The sequence below is a fragment of the Pseudomonas sp. A genome (assembly GCF_056270345.1).
In genome coordinates this window covers 4,337,183-4,352,044 of record NZ_CM149873.1, presented here as the reverse complement: position 1 = coordinate 4,352,044, position 14,862 = coordinate 4,337,183, and the positions used below count along the sequence as shown (strand labels likewise).

20 protein-coding genes and 1 tRNA gene are annotated in these 14,862 nt (G+C 64.7%); 9 read left to right on the top strand and 12 right to left on the bottom strand.

Translation table 11 applies throughout. The features are described 5' to 3' along the window. Positions 1-212: 212 nt before the first annotated feature. Positions 213-887 carry a polysaccharide lyase family 7 protein gene (locus tag AC0MAZ_RS19295; protein WP_254464165.1) on the bottom strand — a complete coding sequence of 225 codons (675 nt, stop codon included), beginning with the start codon at positions 885-887 and terminating at the stop codon, positions 213-215. A gap of 240 nt (positions 888-1,127) precedes the next feature. Here AC0MAZ_RS19295 and AC0MAZ_RS19290 point away from each other — a divergent pair, with 240 nt between their 5' ends. Continuing rightward, entirely contained in the window at positions 1,128-1,316 is a 189-nt protein-coding gene (locus AC0MAZ_RS19290; RefSeq protein ID WP_050706261.1) for a hypothetical protein, read from the top strand. A gap of 17 nt (positions 1,317-1,333) precedes the next feature. Here the strand turns inward: AC0MAZ_RS19290 and AC0MAZ_RS19285 are convergent, their stop codons facing one another. From AC0MAZ_RS19285 to AC0MAZ_RS19275, 3 genes are all read right to left on the bottom strand, one after another. Further along, complete coding sequence (locus tag AC0MAZ_RS19285) at positions 1,334-1,747, bottom strand: DoxX family protein (RefSeq protein WP_028692439.1); 414 nt, start codon at positions 1,745-1,747, stop codon at positions 1,334-1,336. Between the two features lie 105 nt (positions 1,748-1,852). Then, a tRNA-Leu gene (locus AC0MAZ_RS19280) sits at positions 1,853-1,937 on the bottom strand. 93 nt (positions 1,938-2,030) lie between these two features. After that, positions 2,031-2,243, bottom strand: a complete 213-nt coding sequence (locus AC0MAZ_RS19275) for a hypothetical protein (RefSeq protein WP_203652297.1) — start codon at positions 2,241-2,243, stop codon at positions 2,031-2,033. Between the two features lie 102 nt (positions 2,244-2,345). On the opposite strand from AC0MAZ_RS19275, the gene AC0MAZ_RS19270 reads away from it, so the two are divergent. The 4 genes from AC0MAZ_RS19270 to AC0MAZ_RS19255 all read left to right on the top strand — a co-directional run bounded on the left by AC0MAZ_RS19270 (position 2,346) and on the right by AC0MAZ_RS19255 (position 5,687). Next, a complete protein-coding gene (locus AC0MAZ_RS19270; protein ID WP_203652298.1) occupies positions 2,346-2,630 on the top strand; it encodes a hypothetical protein in 285 nt (94 codons plus the stop codon). A gap of 80 nt (positions 2,631-2,710) precedes the next feature. Beyond that, complete coding sequence (locus AC0MAZ_RS19265; protein ID WP_475858863.1) at positions 2,711-3,871, top strand: two-component system sensor histidine kinase NtrB; 1,161 nt, start codon at positions 2,711-2,713, stop codon at positions 3,869-3,871. Between the two features lie 6 nt (positions 3,872-3,877). Then, entirely contained in the window at positions 3,878-5,323 is a 1,446-nt protein-coding gene (locus AC0MAZ_RS19260) for an ATPase domain-containing protein (protein WP_475858862.1), read from the top strand. 4 nt (positions 5,324-5,327) lie between these two features. Continuing rightward, positions 5,328-5,687, top strand: coding sequence for a response regulator (locus tag AC0MAZ_RS19255; protein WP_475858861.1), 360 nt, complete (start codon positions 5,328-5,330; stop codon positions 5,685-5,687). Between the two features lie 75 nt (positions 5,688-5,762). Here AC0MAZ_RS19255 and csrA read toward each other — a convergent pair whose 3' ends face one another. The 8 genes from csrA to AC0MAZ_RS19215 all read right to left on the bottom strand — a co-directional run bounded on the left by csrA (position 5,763) and on the right by AC0MAZ_RS19215 (position 11,513). Beyond that, entirely contained in the window at positions 5,763-5,957 is a 195-nt protein-coding gene (gene csrA / locus AC0MAZ_RS19250) for a carbon storage regulator CsrA (RefSeq protein ID WP_023628788.1), read from the bottom strand. A 252-nt stretch (positions 5,958-6,209) separates the two neighbouring features. After that, positions 6,210-7,232, bottom strand: coding sequence for a DNA topoisomerase IB (locus tag AC0MAZ_RS19245; RefSeq protein ID WP_475858860.1), 1,023 nt, complete (start codon positions 7,230-7,232; stop codon positions 6,210-6,212). Positions 7,233-7,290: 58 nt separating this feature from the next. Next, positions 7,291-8,382 carry a molybdenum ABC transporter ATP-binding protein gene (gene modC / locus AC0MAZ_RS19240; RefSeq protein ID WP_475858859.1) on the bottom strand — a complete coding sequence of 364 codons (1,092 nt, stop codon included), beginning with the start codon at positions 8,380-8,382 and terminating at the stop codon, positions 7,291-7,293. A gap of 1 nt (position 8,383) precedes the next feature. Next, positions 8,384-9,064 (bottom strand): molybdate ABC transporter permease subunit, encoded by a 681-nt coding sequence (gene modB / locus AC0MAZ_RS19235; protein WP_475858858.1) that lies wholly within the window; start codon positions 9,062-9,064, stop codon positions 8,384-8,386. Continuing rightward, the gene (gene modA / locus AC0MAZ_RS19230; RefSeq protein ID WP_234560710.1) at positions 9,064-9,822 is read right to left on the bottom strand and encodes a molybdate ABC transporter substrate-binding protein; all 759 of its coding nucleotides are present in this window, start codon (positions 9,820-9,822) and stop codon (positions 9,064-9,066) included. The genes modB and modA overlap by 1 nt, the downstream gene beginning before the upstream one ends. Positions 9,823-9,925: 103 nt before the next feature. Continuing rightward, a complete protein-coding gene (locus tag AC0MAZ_RS19225; RefSeq protein WP_475858857.1) occupies positions 9,926-10,990 on the bottom strand; it encodes an NAD(P)H-dependent flavin oxidoreductase in 1,065 nt (354 codons plus the stop codon). Between the two features lie 34 nt (positions 10,991-11,024). Then, complete coding sequence (locus AC0MAZ_RS19220) at positions 11,025-11,195, bottom strand: hypothetical protein (protein ID WP_203652307.1); 171 nt, start codon at positions 11,193-11,195, stop codon at positions 11,025-11,027. Positions 11,196-11,210: 15 nt separating this feature from the next. Continuing rightward, positions 11,211-11,513 (bottom strand): DUF1883 domain-containing protein, encoded by a 303-nt coding sequence (locus tag AC0MAZ_RS19215; protein ID WP_050706249.1) that lies wholly within the window; start codon positions 11,511-11,513, stop codon positions 11,211-11,213. Between the two features lie 164 nt (positions 11,514-11,677). Here AC0MAZ_RS19215 and AC0MAZ_RS19210 point away from each other — a divergent pair, with 164 nt between their 5' ends. The 4 genes from AC0MAZ_RS19210 (at position 11,678) to galU (ending at position 14,816) form a co-directional block, all read left to right on the top strand. Beyond that, positions 11,678-12,037, top strand: a complete 360-nt coding sequence (locus tag AC0MAZ_RS19210; RefSeq protein WP_050706248.1) for a hypothetical protein — start codon at positions 11,678-11,680, stop codon at positions 12,035-12,037. A gap of 145 nt (positions 12,038-12,182) precedes the next feature. Then, positions 12,183-12,833, top strand: coding sequence for a c-type cytochrome (locus AC0MAZ_RS19205; RefSeq protein WP_203652308.1), 651 nt, complete (start codon positions 12,183-12,185; stop codon positions 12,831-12,833). Next, a complete protein-coding gene (locus AC0MAZ_RS19200; RefSeq protein ID WP_203652309.1) occupies positions 12,830-13,744 on the top strand; it encodes a c-type cytochrome in 915 nt (304 codons plus the stop codon). The genes AC0MAZ_RS19205 and AC0MAZ_RS19200 overlap by 4 nt, the downstream gene beginning before the upstream one ends. A gap of 232 nt (positions 13,745-13,976) precedes the next feature. After that, positions 13,977-14,816: a UTP--glucose-1-phosphate uridylyltransferase GalU gene (gene galU, locus AC0MAZ_RS19195; RefSeq protein ID WP_010223914.1), complete on the top strand. Its 840-nt coding sequence runs from the start codon at positions 13,977-13,979 to the stop codon at positions 14,814-14,816. The last annotated feature ends 46 nt before the right edge of the window (positions 14,817-14,862 follow it).

Here is a 14,862-nt window from a genome sequence, read left to right as displayed (position 1 = left end):
TGTTGTCAATTGGCGCAGCTTTCGTGCAAGCGGGGAAGCACAAAAAAGAAAACCCGCCAATCAGGCGGGTTGAACAGAACGTATCGAAGCCAGGTCAGTCTGCCTGGGCGTTTGTCAGAATTTCGTGAAGGCCATCCGGGTAATCGTGCAGTAAACGTTACTGAGTTTTTCATAAGTCCGGCGAACGTTCCCCGGCAACGGCTCCCGAGCCTCTAACGGTGCAGCAGCTCCAGCTGGCTGATCACGCAGACAGACGCATCCGTGGACGGGGTGTCATCGCTGAAGTCCACCTGGTTGTAGACACCGCCATGGAAGTTGAAGGTGTGGTCCCGCCAGCCCGAGGTCATCTGCAGCAGGCCGGAGTCGCCGCTGCGGCCGTTGCAGGCAGCGGTCACCGTCGCGACCCTGGCCGCAGTGACTTCGAGGGTGATGTCGAAGGGCGTGCCCAGGGGTACATCGACGAGGAGGGTGCTGTTGGTCGGCGTCGCCTGGTTGAAGTCCCGGCGAAAGCCGAGGGTGATCTTGCCCTTGTTCCAGAACACCTTGATCGCCGGGCTGTCGTCGTCTTTCACATGCAGCTGCGCGATCACCACCTTCTGTGCCGAGTTGACCTGCTCCAGCACCATGCGCTGGTGGCTGAAATGTCGGCTGGCGCTGCTCATGGCCCAATAGGTGGCCTCCTTCCACTCGCAGCGGGTTCGATGGGTACTCTTGCTCGATGCGCCCTTGGTCGGGGCGGTCATGCGCACTGCGCCACTGCTCAGCCGGCTCACAACCTGGGGCAGGCTGGCGAGGGCCTGGGCGCCGGTGACCTCCAGGGCCACAGGGTTGGTAGCGGATTTGGGCACCGGGGTGGTAATGATCAGTTGGTCGATGTTCACGGCCATGGGGAAAGCTCCTTGGTGAAAAAGATCCTGCACCCATGCGAGCGCTGAAATGACGGGCGGTTCAGTGGTGCGGGGGAGGGCCGGGCAAAAAAAGCCCGCCAGGGCGGCGGGCAAAGAACGTTTTTGAAGGGAGAGCCTGCACCATGCGCCTTGTCGGTTAAGCCGGGGTTAAGCGCCGCGAGGATTGACCGCCCGCGTCGATGCGCCTATACAGGCGTGCCGTTGTTACCGGAGCCTGCGATGCACGACGAAGACGATCTGCCCGAACCCGAGCACGACCATCTGCTCGACCCTGAATTCCACGAAGACTTCGACCCCGAGGCGGACGCCTACGGGGCGCTGGACGAAGTCGAGGAGGACGAAGAGTCACTCGACGACTTCGATGATGAAGATGACCATCCGGCCTGGCACGACGACTGCGATGATTGAAATCACCGCAGTCGCGTTCAGCGACGGTCGAGGGAGAAGCGCCCGGCGCCGGTGAGGGCCAGCAGCAGCAACCCGCCGACAATGGCGAGGTTCTTCAGGAACTGGGTCATGTTGGCGCTGCGCTCGGGCTCGACCATGTTCCAGAACGGGTGCCCGAGCAGCGCGGTGCCCAGCACGAACAGGGCGAACAGCAGGGCCAGCGGGCGAGTGTAGAAGCCCAGGATCAGCAGGATGCCGACCAGCAGCTCCATGATCACGGCAACGGCCGCCGCCAGCATGGGCGCGGGCGCGCCGAGAGAGGTCATGTAGCCGACCGTGCCTTCGAAACCGCTCAGTTTGCTCCAGCCAGAGAGCACGAACAGGATCATCAGCAGGATGCGGGCGAGCAGCAGGATGACGTCGCGTTGACCGTCGAGCAAGCTATAGCGCATGGCGGCGCTCCAGTGGACAGTGACAGGTTCCACTCTAGCAGCTGCGCGGCGGTTTTCCGGCGGGCATGAAAAAGGCGCCGCAAGGGCGCCTCGATCGACAGAAGATGGTGCGAGTGGCGGGACTCGAACCCGCAAGGCTCACGCCGACAGATTTTAAGTCTGCTGTGTATACCAATTCCACCACACTCGCACGATTGACCGGCATGCTTCATAGCAGCAGGGCCAAGGCAATCAGGCGCGCTTTATAACCCATTGTTATAGGAGCGTCAACCGGCCACAGGGTTCAGGGCCTGATGCTACGGGCGATTTCACGCATCTCGCAGGCCGAGTGGTGCAGGTCATCGACATGCCCGTCCATGGCCTGGGCATCGGCCTGGTGGATCGAATGGCGCAGGAACCGCGCATGGCCGTCCAGGGCCTGGCACAGTTGGTCGAGTTCGCCGGCGCTGCGCACCAGGTCGTCCTGCAGCCCTTGCATGCGAAGGTTCGAAGTCATGTCGCTTCCTTGTGAAATCGGGGCGCGGCCACTATAGGTCAATTGACAGGATGCCGCCATTACGCCACTGTCCAGGCATTGGATCCAACGGGTTGTATCGCCATGTCATCGCGTTCCCCCGACCCAGAGGCAATCCGGCGTGTGCGCCCGAAGCTGTTCTGGCGTCTGCTGTTCCTGCTTGTCTGCCTGCTGGCGGCATTCTTGTACGCCGGTTTCATGAGCCTGGGCGGCTACCTGCTGATGCTCGGGCTCGATCAGGAGCACCCAGAACCACAGCGCGTGCTGGCATTGGGCGGCGGGGCGTCGATCCTGCTGCTGGGGTTGTGGCTGTTGAAGGTGGCGATGCCGCGCCGGCTGGTGCCGACGGTGGTGGAGCGCGAGCACTGACGATCGTCGCCTGAAGGGCTGTGTCGGCGGGACTTTTGACTACGCTCAATATGTCCTTTCGCGGTGCTTGTGGAGCTTGCATGGTGTCGACAGACCGCCCCACCCATTCGGTGATGCACGAAGCGCGCTACGAGCAGTTGGTCCAGGCAGTGGTGGACTACGCCATCTACATGCTCGATCCGACCGGCCATGTGGTGTCGTGGAACGCGGGTGCGCAGCGGATCAAGGGTTATCGCGCCGACGAGGTGATCGGCCGGCATTTCTCGTTGTTCTTTACTGACCAGGACCGTGCCGAAGGCCGTCCGCAACAGCTGCTGCACCAGGCCTTGGAAGAGGGCAAGGTGCAGGACGAGGGCTGGCGCGTGCGCAAGGACGGTACGCAGTTCTGGGCGCTGGCGGCGCTGGATGTGATCCGTGACGAAACTGGCGAGGTCATCGGCCTGGCCAAGGTCACCCGCGACATCACCGACCGCCGCGAGTCCGCCCTGCAACTGGACGCCATGCGTGCGCAGCTGTTCCAGGCGCAGAAGCTCGAGGCCCTGGGGCAGTTGACCGGCGGCCTGGCCCATGACTTCAACAATCTGCTGACCATCATCCTCAGCTCTGCCCGGCTGGCCTCTGGCAGCCAGGACCCGGCACGGGTACGACGCCTGCTCGAGCATATTCTTGATGCCGGCGAGCGCGGTACCCAACTGACCCAGCAACTGCTCAGTTTTGCCCGGCATCGGCAACTGAGCATCACCCGCATCGCCCCGGCCCAGATGGTCGACACCACCTGCGGGCTGGCGGAGCACGCGCTGCCCAGGGACATCGAACTGCTGCCGCAGGTGCAGCCGGACCTGCCGCTGATCGAGGTGGACGCCGGGCAGTTGCAGATGGTCCTGCTCAACCTGGTGTTCAACGCCCGCGACGCCATCGCGGCGACCGGGCAAATCCACCTGGCAGTCGAAAGGGTTCGCCTGGCCGGCGAGGTGGAGGGGCTGCATGGGCACTTCGTGCGCTTCGATGTGCGCGATGACGGGCAGGGCATCGACCCTCAGGTGTTGCCGCGCATCTTCGAGCCGTTCTTCACCACCAAGGCCTTCGGCAAGGGCACCGGCCTTGGGCTGAGCCAGGCCTATGGTTTCGCCCGCCAGAGTGAGGGCGCGATCAGCGTGTCCAGCCGCCCTGGCGAAGGCACCTGCATGAGCCTGTACCTGCCCGCCCGAACGGGCGACGATACGCCTGCGAGCGAGGGATAGACGACCATGGTCGAGCAACTCAAGCGACTGGCCACCGGCATCGAAGGGCTCGATGCGCTGCTCAAGGGCGGGCTGGTGGTCGGTGCCTCCTACATCGTCCAGGGGCACCCGGGCTCGGGCAAGACCATCCTCGCCAACCAGCTGGCCTGCAACCATGTGCGCGACGGTGGCCGGGTGCTGGTGGCGACCCTGCTCAGCGAGTCCCATGAGCGCCTGTTCCAGTACCTGTCGACGCTGAGTTTCTTCGACCCGGCGCTGGTCGGTGACAGCATCCAGTTCGTCAGCGCCTTCGACACCCTGGAGCAGGATGGCCTGGATGCGGTGGTCAGGCTGTTGCGCCAGGAGATTGCCCGGCAGCAGGCCACCTTGCTGGTCGTCGATGGCCTGCTCAACGCCCGCTCGCGGGCGGAAACCAGCCTGGACACCAAGAAGTTCGTCTCCGAGCTGCAGGGGCATGCGGCGTTCGCCGGTTGCACGGTGCTGTTGCTGACCAGTGCCCGGCTGGAGGAGGGCAGCCCCGAGCACACCATGGTCGATGGCGTGATCGAGCTGGGCGAGCACTTGGTCGGCAGTACCGCGGTGCGGCATGTCCAGCTGCGCAAGACCCGCGGCAGCAGCGCGCTATCCGGGCGCCACGAATGCCAGATCGATGAGTCGGGGTTGCAGGTCTATCCGCGCCTCGAAGCGCTCTACAGCCGGCCCAGCCAGCAGGATGCGCAAACCCTGGCGCGGGTCGCCACCGGGGTCGCCGACCTGGACGGCATGCTCGGTGGCGGGCTGGCCGAGGCCTCGGTGAGCCTGCTGATGGGACCATCCGGTGTGGGCAAGACGGCCTTGGGCATCGCGTTTCTCGCCGCTTCGACGAAGGCCGCGCCGGGCCTGCATTTCAGTTTCTACGAGACGCCGGCGCGGCTGCGCTTGAAGGCGTCCGCACTGGGCTTTGAGCTGCCGGCGCTGGAGCGCGAGGGGGCGGTGCAACTGAGCTGGCAGCCGACCACCGAAGGCCTGCTGGACCAGCTCGGCGCCCGTCTGCTGGCGCAGGTCGAGGCATTGGGTGCGCGGCGCGTGGTGATCGACAGCCTGGGCGCCTTTGGCCGCCTGGCGCTGGAGCCCGCCCGCCTGAACGCGTTCTTCCGCGCGCTGACCGGCGAGCTGCGCGCCCGCGGCGTCACGGTGCTGCTGACCTGGGAGATGCGCGACATCTTCGGTTCGGAAATCACCGCGCCGGCCCCGGACCTGTCGAGCATCGTCGACAACCTGATTCTCATGCGCTTCGCCGAGCTTGATGCACAACTGCACCGTGCCCTGTCGATCATCAAGGTGCGCGACAGCGACCACGATCCGGCCCTGCAGGCGTTGAGCCTGGGACCGAAGGGCATCAGCCTGGCGCGGGCGTTCGATGGCGCCAGCGGCGTGCTCAGTGGCTCGGCGACAACGCCAGGAGACCGCTGATGGGATGAACAGCATCCTGATCGTCGACGACGAGTACGTGATCGCCGATATCCTGGGGTTCGCCCTGGAGGACGAGGGCTATCTGGTGGAAAAGGCCAGCAATGGGCGCAAGGCCCTGGAGGCCCTGACAGAAAAGCGCGTGGACCTGGTGATCACCGACTACATGATGCCGGTGCTCAATGGCGAGGAATTGCTCAACGCAATTCGTGAAGAACTGCAGCTGGCGGACTTGCCGGTGATTCTCATGAGCGGCGCCCAGGCCAGCCAGGGTCTGGTCTGCCCCGGAAGGTTCGCGGCGGTGTTCGACAAGCCATTCGACATGGACCGAATGATCGCCACGGTGCGCGAGCTGCTCGGCACCTGAGGTTCGGGAGAGGCTCCCCGCATGGGCGGGCAATCGATCAGGCGCATCCGTGCGGCATGATGCGTTGGCTTGGGATTACTCGTCGTTGCTCTTTTCCGGCGCCGGGCTGCCGGCCTGGATCCGCTTGTAGATCTCTTCACGGTGCACCTGGACATCCTTCGGCGCATCGATACCGATCCTCACCTGCATCCCCTTGACGCCCAGAATGGTGACTTTGATGTCGTCGTCGATGACGATGCTTTCGCCAACCTTGCGTGTGAGTATCAGCATGTAGTTCTCCTTGGTGATGTAGAAAACCGCCGAGCCTGATGGTCTGCGGTGGGAGCCTGTCCCTCTTCCTTCTCATTAAAGACGCTTTCGGCGGATAGTAATTCCCCGACAGACAAATTCTGTTATCGATCTTTAGTTGCAGGTGCCAGTGGGGGTGCTACGCATTCCACTGGCCAAGGTGCTCGGTGGCAAGGATAGGGTGCTTGGCGCCATATGGGAAATTTCTCTGCTCGATGAACTAAATAGTGGGGCTCAATGATCGTTCTGGCCCTGCAGGGCCTGGAGGAAGCGCAGCAGCGACACTTCCTCGAGTTCCAGGCCCTTGCGCGCCCGTGCGCGGGGCAGCTCCGCCAGGCGTCCGAGCTGGAAGTGTTCGAGAACCGCGGGATGGATGTAGCAGCGCCGGCACACCGCAGGCGTGTTGCCCAGGCGCGCCGCCACCTGGCGGACGGTGTCGGCGACCTGGCGCCGCGCTTCGCTATCCGGCTCCCAGGCCAGTGGCCGCAGCAGGCTCAGGGCCAGGCTGCTGCCGGCCCAGGTGCGGTAGTCCTTGGCGGTGAAGTCGGCGCCGGTCAGTTGCTGGAGGAACTGGTTGATCTCGGTCGAGCCGATGCCATGGCGCTGGCCCTGGTCGTCCAGGTACTGGAACAAGGCCTGGCCGGGCAGCTCCATGCAGCGCTTGACCAGCCCGGCCAGACGCCGGTCGGTCAGGGTGACGTTGTGCTCGACCCCGCGCTTGCCGCGGAACTGGAAGCGGATTCGGCTGCCCTCGACCTGCACATGGCGGGTATTGAGCGTGGTCAGCCCGTAGGAGCGGTTCTCACGCAGGTACTGGCGGTTGCCGATGCGGATCAGCGTGCTGTCGAGCAGGCTGATCACCAGCGCCATGACCTTCTCCCGGCCCAGCCCCGGGCAGGCAAGGTACCTGTCCAGTTGCTTGCGCAGCCTTGGCAGCGTTTCGGCGAAGGCCAGCATGCGTCCGTACTTGTGCTGGTCGCGCAGCTCGCGCCATTGCGCGTGGTAGCGGTACTGCTTGCGCCCCCGGGCATCCCGTCCGGTGGCCTGCAGGTGCCCCTGCGGGTCGGCGCAGATCCATACATCGGTGTAGGCCGGCGGGATCACCAGGGCGGCGATGCGCGCCAGGGTGTCGGTATCGCGTACCCGCTGGTTGCCGGCGTCGAAATACTGAAAACCATCGCGCCAGCGCCGCCGGGTCAGGCCGGGCTGGCTGTCATCGACGTAGTGCAGGGCGGCAGGCAGCGGGCAGTCGGACATGGGCGCGGTCCATCAAGGGCACTGTTGCTGCAATGGACAGCGTCCGTTGCTGCATTGCTCAACCCAGCAGCGCCACCGACTTGATCTGCGCCCACAGCATCTGGCCCGGCTGCACCGCGAGCTGGTCCGCCGAATAGCGGGTGATGCGCGCCAGCAGGGCGTTGCCGGCGGCATCCAGGCTGACCAGCACATGGGCCGGGTTGTCCGCCGGGCGGCACTCGCGGACCCGCACCGGCAGGCGGTTGAGGATGCTCGAGGCGCTGTCTGCGGTCAGTGCCAGGCTGACATCCCGGGCTTGTACCTTGAGGCGCAGGGTGCTGCCCATGTGCAGCCCGGGGTGGGCGATGCGCAAGCACTGGCCGTCACCGCCGGGCAGGCGCAGTTCGAACAGCTGGTAATGCGGGTCGTGGCCCACCACCACGCCTTCGAGCACCACGCCGGCATCTTCGCCCTGGGCCAGGGGCAGGTCGAGGCGCGCCAGGGTCTGGCCGATCGGCCCGCTGGCCACGGCCTTGCCCTGTTCGAGCAGGACCAGGTGGTCGGCCAGGCGCGCCACTTCGTCCTGGGCATGGCTGACGTAGATCAGCGGGATATCCAGTTCGTCGTGCAGGCGCTCCAGGTACGGCAGGATCTCGCGCTTGCGCGCGCTGTCGAGCGCGGCCAGCGGTTCGTCCATCAGCAACAGCCGTGGGCTGCTGAGCAGGGCCCGGGCGATGCCGACCCGCTGCGCCTCGCCACCGGACAGGGTCGCCGGCTTGCGCGCCAGCAGGTGGCCGATGCCCAGCAGCTGGCAGGCCTGTTCCTGGCTGATCTTGCGCGCCTCGGGGGCGATGCGGCGCCAGCCGAACTCGAGGTTGCCGCGCACCGACAGGTGCGGGAACAGGCTGGCTTCCTGGAACACGTAGCCGACCGGGCGCTGGTGCGGCGCGATGAAATGCCCGCGCGCGCTGTCTTCCCAGACCTCGCCATTGACCTCGATGTAGGCGCTGGCGGCACGCTCCAGGCCTGCCAGGCAGCGCAGGCACGAGGTCTTGCCCGAGCCGGAATGGCCGAATAGGGCGCTGATGCCGCGTCCGGGCAGGTTCAGGTCGACGTCCAGGGTGAAGTCGTCGCGCGCCAGTTTCAGGCGCGCCTGTATCGATGCACTCATGTCAGCTCCAGCCAGCCTTGCCACGGCGGCCGGCATAGAGCATCAGCAGCACCAGGAACGAGAATACCAGCATGGCCCCGGCCAGCCAGTGCGCCTGGCTGTATTCCATGGCCTCGACGTGATCGAAGATCTGCACCGAGACCACGCGGGTCTTGTCGGGAATATTGCCGCCGATCATCAGCACCACGCCGAACTCGCCCACGGTGTGGGCGAAGCCGAGGATGCTCGCGGTGACGAAGCCGGGGCGCGCCAGTGGCAGCACCACGTGGATGAAGGTGTCCCAGGGGCTGGCGCGCAGGGTGGCGGCCACCTCCAGCGGGCGCTGGCCGATGGCGCCGAAGGCATTCTGCAACGGCTGCACCACGAAGGGCATGGAGTACACCACCGAGCCGATCACCAGCCCGGTGAAGCTGAACACCACGCTGCCCAGGCCCATGGCCTGGGTGGCCTGGCCGATCCAGCCATGAGGGCCAAGGGCCAACAGCAGGTAGAAGCCGATCACCGTCGGTGGCAGCACCAGGGGCAGGGCCACCACCGCGCCGATCGGCCCGCGCAGCCAGGAGCGGGTGCGCGCCAGCCACCAGGCGATGGGCGTGCCCAGCACCAGGAGGATGGCGGTGGTCAGGCTGGCCAGCTTGACGGTCAGCCAGATCGCGCCCAGGTCACTGGCGTCGAGTGGCATCAGAGCTCATAGCCGTACGACTTGATCACCGCGGCGGCCTTCGGGCCCTTGAGGTAGTCGACCAGGGCCTTGGCGGCCGGGTTGTCCTTGCCTTTGTTGAGGATCACCGCGTCCTGGCGGATCGGGTCATGCAAGTCGGCGGGCACGATCCATGCGGAGCCTTCGCTGACCTTGCCGTCCTTGTAGATCTGCGACAGGGCGACGAAGCCCAGCTCGGCATTGCCGGTGGACACGAACTGGAAGGCCTGGGTGATGTTCTGGCCTTCGACGATCTTCGCCTTGGTGGCCTCGGTCAGCTTCAGCTTGTCCAGCACCTGGGTGGCGGCCAGGCCGTAGGGCGCGGCCTTGGGGTTGGCGATGGACAGGTGCTTGTATTCGTTCTTCTTCAGCACTTCGCCCTTGGCGTCTACGTAGCCCGGCTTGGCCGACCACAGCGCCAGGGTGCCGATGGCGTAGGTGAAGCGCGAGCCCGCGACGATCTCTTTTTCCTGTTCGAGCTTGGCAGGGGTGCTGTCGTCGGCGGCGAGGAACACTTCGAACGGTGCGCCGTTCTTGATCTGTGCGTAGAACTGGCCGGTGGCGCCGTAGGCGGCGACCAGCTTGTGGCCGGTGTCCTTTTCGAAGTCCTTGGCGATGGCCTGGATGGGCGCTGTGAAGTTGGCCGCTACAGCGACCTGGACTTCATCGGCCTGGGCGGCATTGACGGTGATCAGGGTGGCCAGGGCACTGAAGGCCAGGTGGGACAGGCGAATACGCATGCAAACGGCTCCTAGGGACGGCGGGTTATCGTTATGGCTTGAACTATATAGCGATACGCCATCCGTCGGGAAGAGGGTGTCCGAATATTTCCTGATCTATGGGTCAGCTTTTTGCTGTCTGCCCGGCAATGGCCCGAGTCAGGTCGCCCGCCGGCATATGCCGCCCGAGGCGCAGCGCCTGTCCCGACCACAGGTTGCTGAAGTCGGCGTTGCCCTGTGGATCGGTGATCGCCCGCAGTGGCATCAGCGCGCCGCCGGCCAGCGGGAAGCGTGGGGCGAGGGGACTCATCGGCCCCAGTTCGCGCATCAGGCGGTTGTTGATGCCGCGGGCCGGACGACCGGTGAACAGGTTGGTCAGGGCGGTATCGCTGGCGGACGCGCTGTCCAGGGCGTGGCGGTGCGCCGGGGACACCTTGGCCTCGGGGCAGAACAGGTAGGCGGTGCCCACCTGTACCGCCGAAGCGCCCAGGGCCAGGGCGGCGACCAGACCGCGATGATCGCCGACACCGCCCGCCGCGATCACCGGCAGCTTCACGGCATCGACCACCTGGGGCACCAGGGCGAAGGTGCCGATCTGGCTGGTGATGTCGCTGCCGAGGAACATGCCGCGATGGCCGCCGGCCTCGTAGCCCATGGCGATGATCGCGTCGCAGCCATGCTGCTCCAGCCACAGTGCTTCCTCCACCGTGGTGGCGCTGGACAGCACCTTGGCCCCGGTCGCCTTGACTCGCCGCAGCAGCTCCGGCGTCGGCAGGCCGAAGTGGAAGCTGATCACCTCTGGGCGCAGTTCCTCCACCAGCCGGCAGCTCTGTTCGTCGAAGGGCGCACGATTGGACACCGGCGTTGGCGCCTCGAAGTCCGCGCCGACTTCCTCGTAATAGGGCTTGAGCGCCTGCTTCCAGCGGGCGTCGCGCTCGGGGTCGGGCGCCGGCGGCTGGTGACAGAAGAAGTTCAGGTTGAGCGGGCCCTGGCAGGCGGCACGAAAGGCCTCGATCTCGCTGCGCACCTGTTCGGCGCTGAGCATGGCGCAGGGCAAGGCGCCCAGGCCACCGGCGTTGCCCACGGCAATGGCCATGGCCGAACCGCTGGCGCCGGCCATGGGCGCCTGGAGAATGGGCAACTCGATACCCAGCAGGTCGAGGATGCGGCGGTCTTGCCAGGGGCTCATGGGCGACTCCTTGAGTGCGGGGCGTGCGGCGTGGTTACAGGGCCTTGCTGACCTGAATGTCGCTGATCTTGTCGGCGTCGTCGCCGTGGATCTTGCGCAGGGCTTGCTGCGCCTGCTCGAGGGAGGCATCGGGCATCAGGGCGAAGTCCCAGCGGCGTTCACCGTCGAGCTTGTACTTGATCACGTACTTGATGGTCTGGGTCATGCGGCTATCCGAGTGTTATCCGAGTTTCGACGACGAGCGACGGATGATCTTGATCTTGTGGCTGAGGGCCGGCTTGCGCGTCACCGAGATCGGGCGAGTGGTCACGGTATCGATGGTGATGTTCCAGAAACCGGTGCTGGGCACGGTGATCTTCGCCGGGAAGCGCTCGAAGTGGCCGCCGTGGTAGGTGTGGCGCCCGCCATTCTTGAAGCTGCGGAAGTTGGCGTCGTTCATCAGGCGGATGTTGCAGCGCTGGGAGCACTCGATGACGACGATGTCGTCCTCGTTCAGGTGCTCGCGCTGGTGTACGAATTTCATGGGGTGCTCCGCAAGGATTGGTTCAGCAAACGCGAAAGATACCACGATGTGAGGTTACACTTGCGCCCGGGCTGGCCAAGCCAAGGAGATTTCTGCCAGACGTGGGAGCAAAACCGCCTGGATGTGGTCAGAGGATGACTTTGAAGAAGCTGGAGACGATGTAGATGAAATGGGTAGCAGCAGCGGTGGCGCTGACGTTGGGTGGCTGTGTCAGCGTGACGGAGCTCGAGCAGTCCCACGCGACGCTGGATGTGATCTCCGGCAAGACGCCGCGCGAGTATGCCGACTGCGTCAAGCGCAAGCTGGCCGATACGCGTGATCCCTTGCAGGAAGAGGTGCGTGGCGATGGCTTGCGCCTGACCGTGCCGCAGAAGGTGTCGGCCGGCGTCGGTCCTGCGGCGCTGCTCGATATCGACAAGCGCGGCAGTGGCAGCGCGATCAAGGTGTACGAGCGGTTGAACAACTTCCCGCTGCGCCTGGGTGATGTGCGCACCTCGGCGACCCAGTGCATCTCCGGTTCTTGATCCAGCTCAGTTAATCGGCAATTAGCTGGCGGTTTGCCACTTTCCTTCCCGGTGACGCGTTGTCGCACGTCGGGGAATAGGCCTAGTATTTCTGGGCTTATATCGTTTAAGCCTAAGCTTATAACAAGGAAATGGAGCCTCCGTGATGAAACCCCTGAGCCATGTCGTGATCGGCAGCCTGCTGATCTTGGCCTGGCCCTCGGCGCACGCTGCCGATGGCCAGAAAATCTTCAACCAGGGCGGGCAGAACCCCGCCGCCATGGCCTGTCTGGGCTGCCATGGTCCGGACGGCAAGGGTATCGCCGCCGCCGGTTTTCCCCGTCTTGCCGGCCTGCCTGCCGGCTATCTCAGCAAGCAATTGCATGACTTTCGCAACGGCAGCCGCAAGCAGGCGGTGATGGAACCGTTGGCCAAGGCCCTGGACGATGCCGAGATCGAAGCGGTCAGCGCCTACCTGGCCAAGCTGCCGGCCGATGCCGCGGCGGACACGCGCCGCCAGCAGATCGCCAACGATCCGGTGACCCGCCTGGCCATCTATGGCGACTGGAGCCGGTTGATCCCCGGTTGCGTGCAGTGCCACGGCCCGGGCGGCAGTGGCGTCGGTGAGCACTTCCCGCCACTGGCCGGACAACCCGCCGCTTACCTGGTGGCGCAACTCAACGCCTGGCGCGATGGCAGCCGCAGCAACGATCCCAACCAGTTGATGGTCAACGTGGCCAAGGCAATGACCGACGCCGAGGTCAAGGCGGTTGCCGACTATTTCGCCCAACCGGCCAGCCAGGAGGTCAAGCCATGAAAGTCCTGATGCCAACCCTGCTGCTGGTGGCGATGGGCACTGCCCAGGCCGCGCCCATCGCCATGGAAGACCAGTCCCAGCTCAAGGTCCCGGGTGTGCAGGCTGCCCCGCAGTTCGTGCCGCCTGCGGAAAGCGCGATCCCGGACAACGCCTTCGGCAAGATGATTCGTGAAGGCCACGCCCTGTTTGTCGATACCCGCCGGCTGATGCCCGAAGCGGTCGGCAACGGCTTGAACTGCAGCAACTGCCACCTCGACCAGGGGCGCCTGGCGCATTCCGCGCCGCTGTGGGGGGCGTACCCGATGTATCCGGCGTATCGCAAGAAGAACGACAAGGTCAACACCTTCGCCGAGCGTATCCAGGGCTGCTTTACCTTCAGCATGAACGGCAAGCCGCCGGCGGCCGACAGCCCGCAGATGACCGCCTTGAGCGTTTACGCCTACTGGCTGTCGACCCAGGCGCCGACCGGTGTGGAGATCGCCGGTCGTGGCTACCCGGAAGTGCCCAAGCCCGAAGGCGGTTACGACTTCAAGCGCGGCAAGCAGGTGTACGACGAGCAATGCGCGATCTGCCACGGCGGCAATGGCGAAGGGCAGAAGGTGGCCGGGGAGTACGTGATGCCGCCGCTGTGGGGCAAGGATTCCTATAACTGGGGCGCCGGCATGCACCGGATCAATACCGCGGCGTCGTTCATCAAATACAACATGCCACTGGGCAAGCCCGGCAGCCTGAGCGACCAGCAGGCGTGGGACGTGGCGGCGTGGATCAACCGCCATGAGCGGCCGCAGGATCCGCGGCTGGTCGAAGGCTCGATCGAGAAGACCCGGCTGAAGTTCCATGCCAACGACGGGGTCAACCTGTACGGGCAGAAAGTTGATGGCGTGTTGATCGGGCAGGGGATCGGCGGTTGAGCTGAAACCCTCGCGGGGCAAGCCCGCTCCCACGCCCAGCAAGGGACGATCGTGGGGGCGGGCCCGCCAAGCGATGATGTCGCCGGTCGCCTGAAATTCACGGCCTGGCGGAACTATCTACACTGGAATGTCTCTATGATGGCATCGGCCAGCGCGGGGGGCATTGTAAGGTGACCGCCGCCTGATTAGACTGCGCCGAATTTCGTACGCAAAGCCCTTGTTAAGGACGTATATGATCAAGAAATGCTTGTTCCCGGCAGCCGGTTACGGCACCCGCTTCCTGCCCGCTACCAAAGCCATGCCCAAGGAAATGCTGCCGGTGGTCAACAAGCCACTGATCCAGTATGGCGTTGAAGAAGCGCTGGACGCCGGCCTCAACGAGATCTCCATCGTCACCGGCCGTGGCAAGCGTGCCCTGGAAGACCACTTCGACATCAGCTACGAGCTGGAAAACCAGATCAAGGGTACCGACAAGGAGAAATACCTGGTCGGCATCCGTCGTCTGCTCGACGAGTGCTCGTTCTCCTACACCCGCCAGACCGAGATGAAAGGCCTGGGTCACGCGATCCTCACCGGTCGTCCGCTGATCGGCGACGAGCCGTTCGCCGTGGTGCTGGCCGACGACCTGTGCGTCAACCTCGAAGGTGACGGCGTACTCAAGCAGATGGTCAAGCTGTACAAGCAGTACCGCTGCACCATCGTGGCGATCATGGAAGTCGACCCTCAGGAAACCAGCAAGTACGGCGTGATCGCCGGTGACCTGATTGGTGACGACCTGTACCGCGTACGCAACATGGTCGAGAAGCCAAAGCCTGAAGATGCACCGTCGAACCTGGCGATCATCGGTCGCTACATCATGACCCCGGACATCTTCAAGCTGATCGAAGAAACCGAGCCGGGCAAGGGCGGTGAAATCCAGATCACCGACGCCCTGATGAAGCAGGCCCAGGACGGCTGCGTCATCGCCTACAAGTTCAAGGGCAAGCGTTTCGACTGCGGTGGCGCCGAAGGCTACATCGAGGCGACCAACTTCTGCTTCGAGAACTTCTACAAGACCGGCAAGGCTTACTGAGTCCCCGGCGTTGTAAAAAGCCACCTTCGGGTGGCTTTTTTGTTTG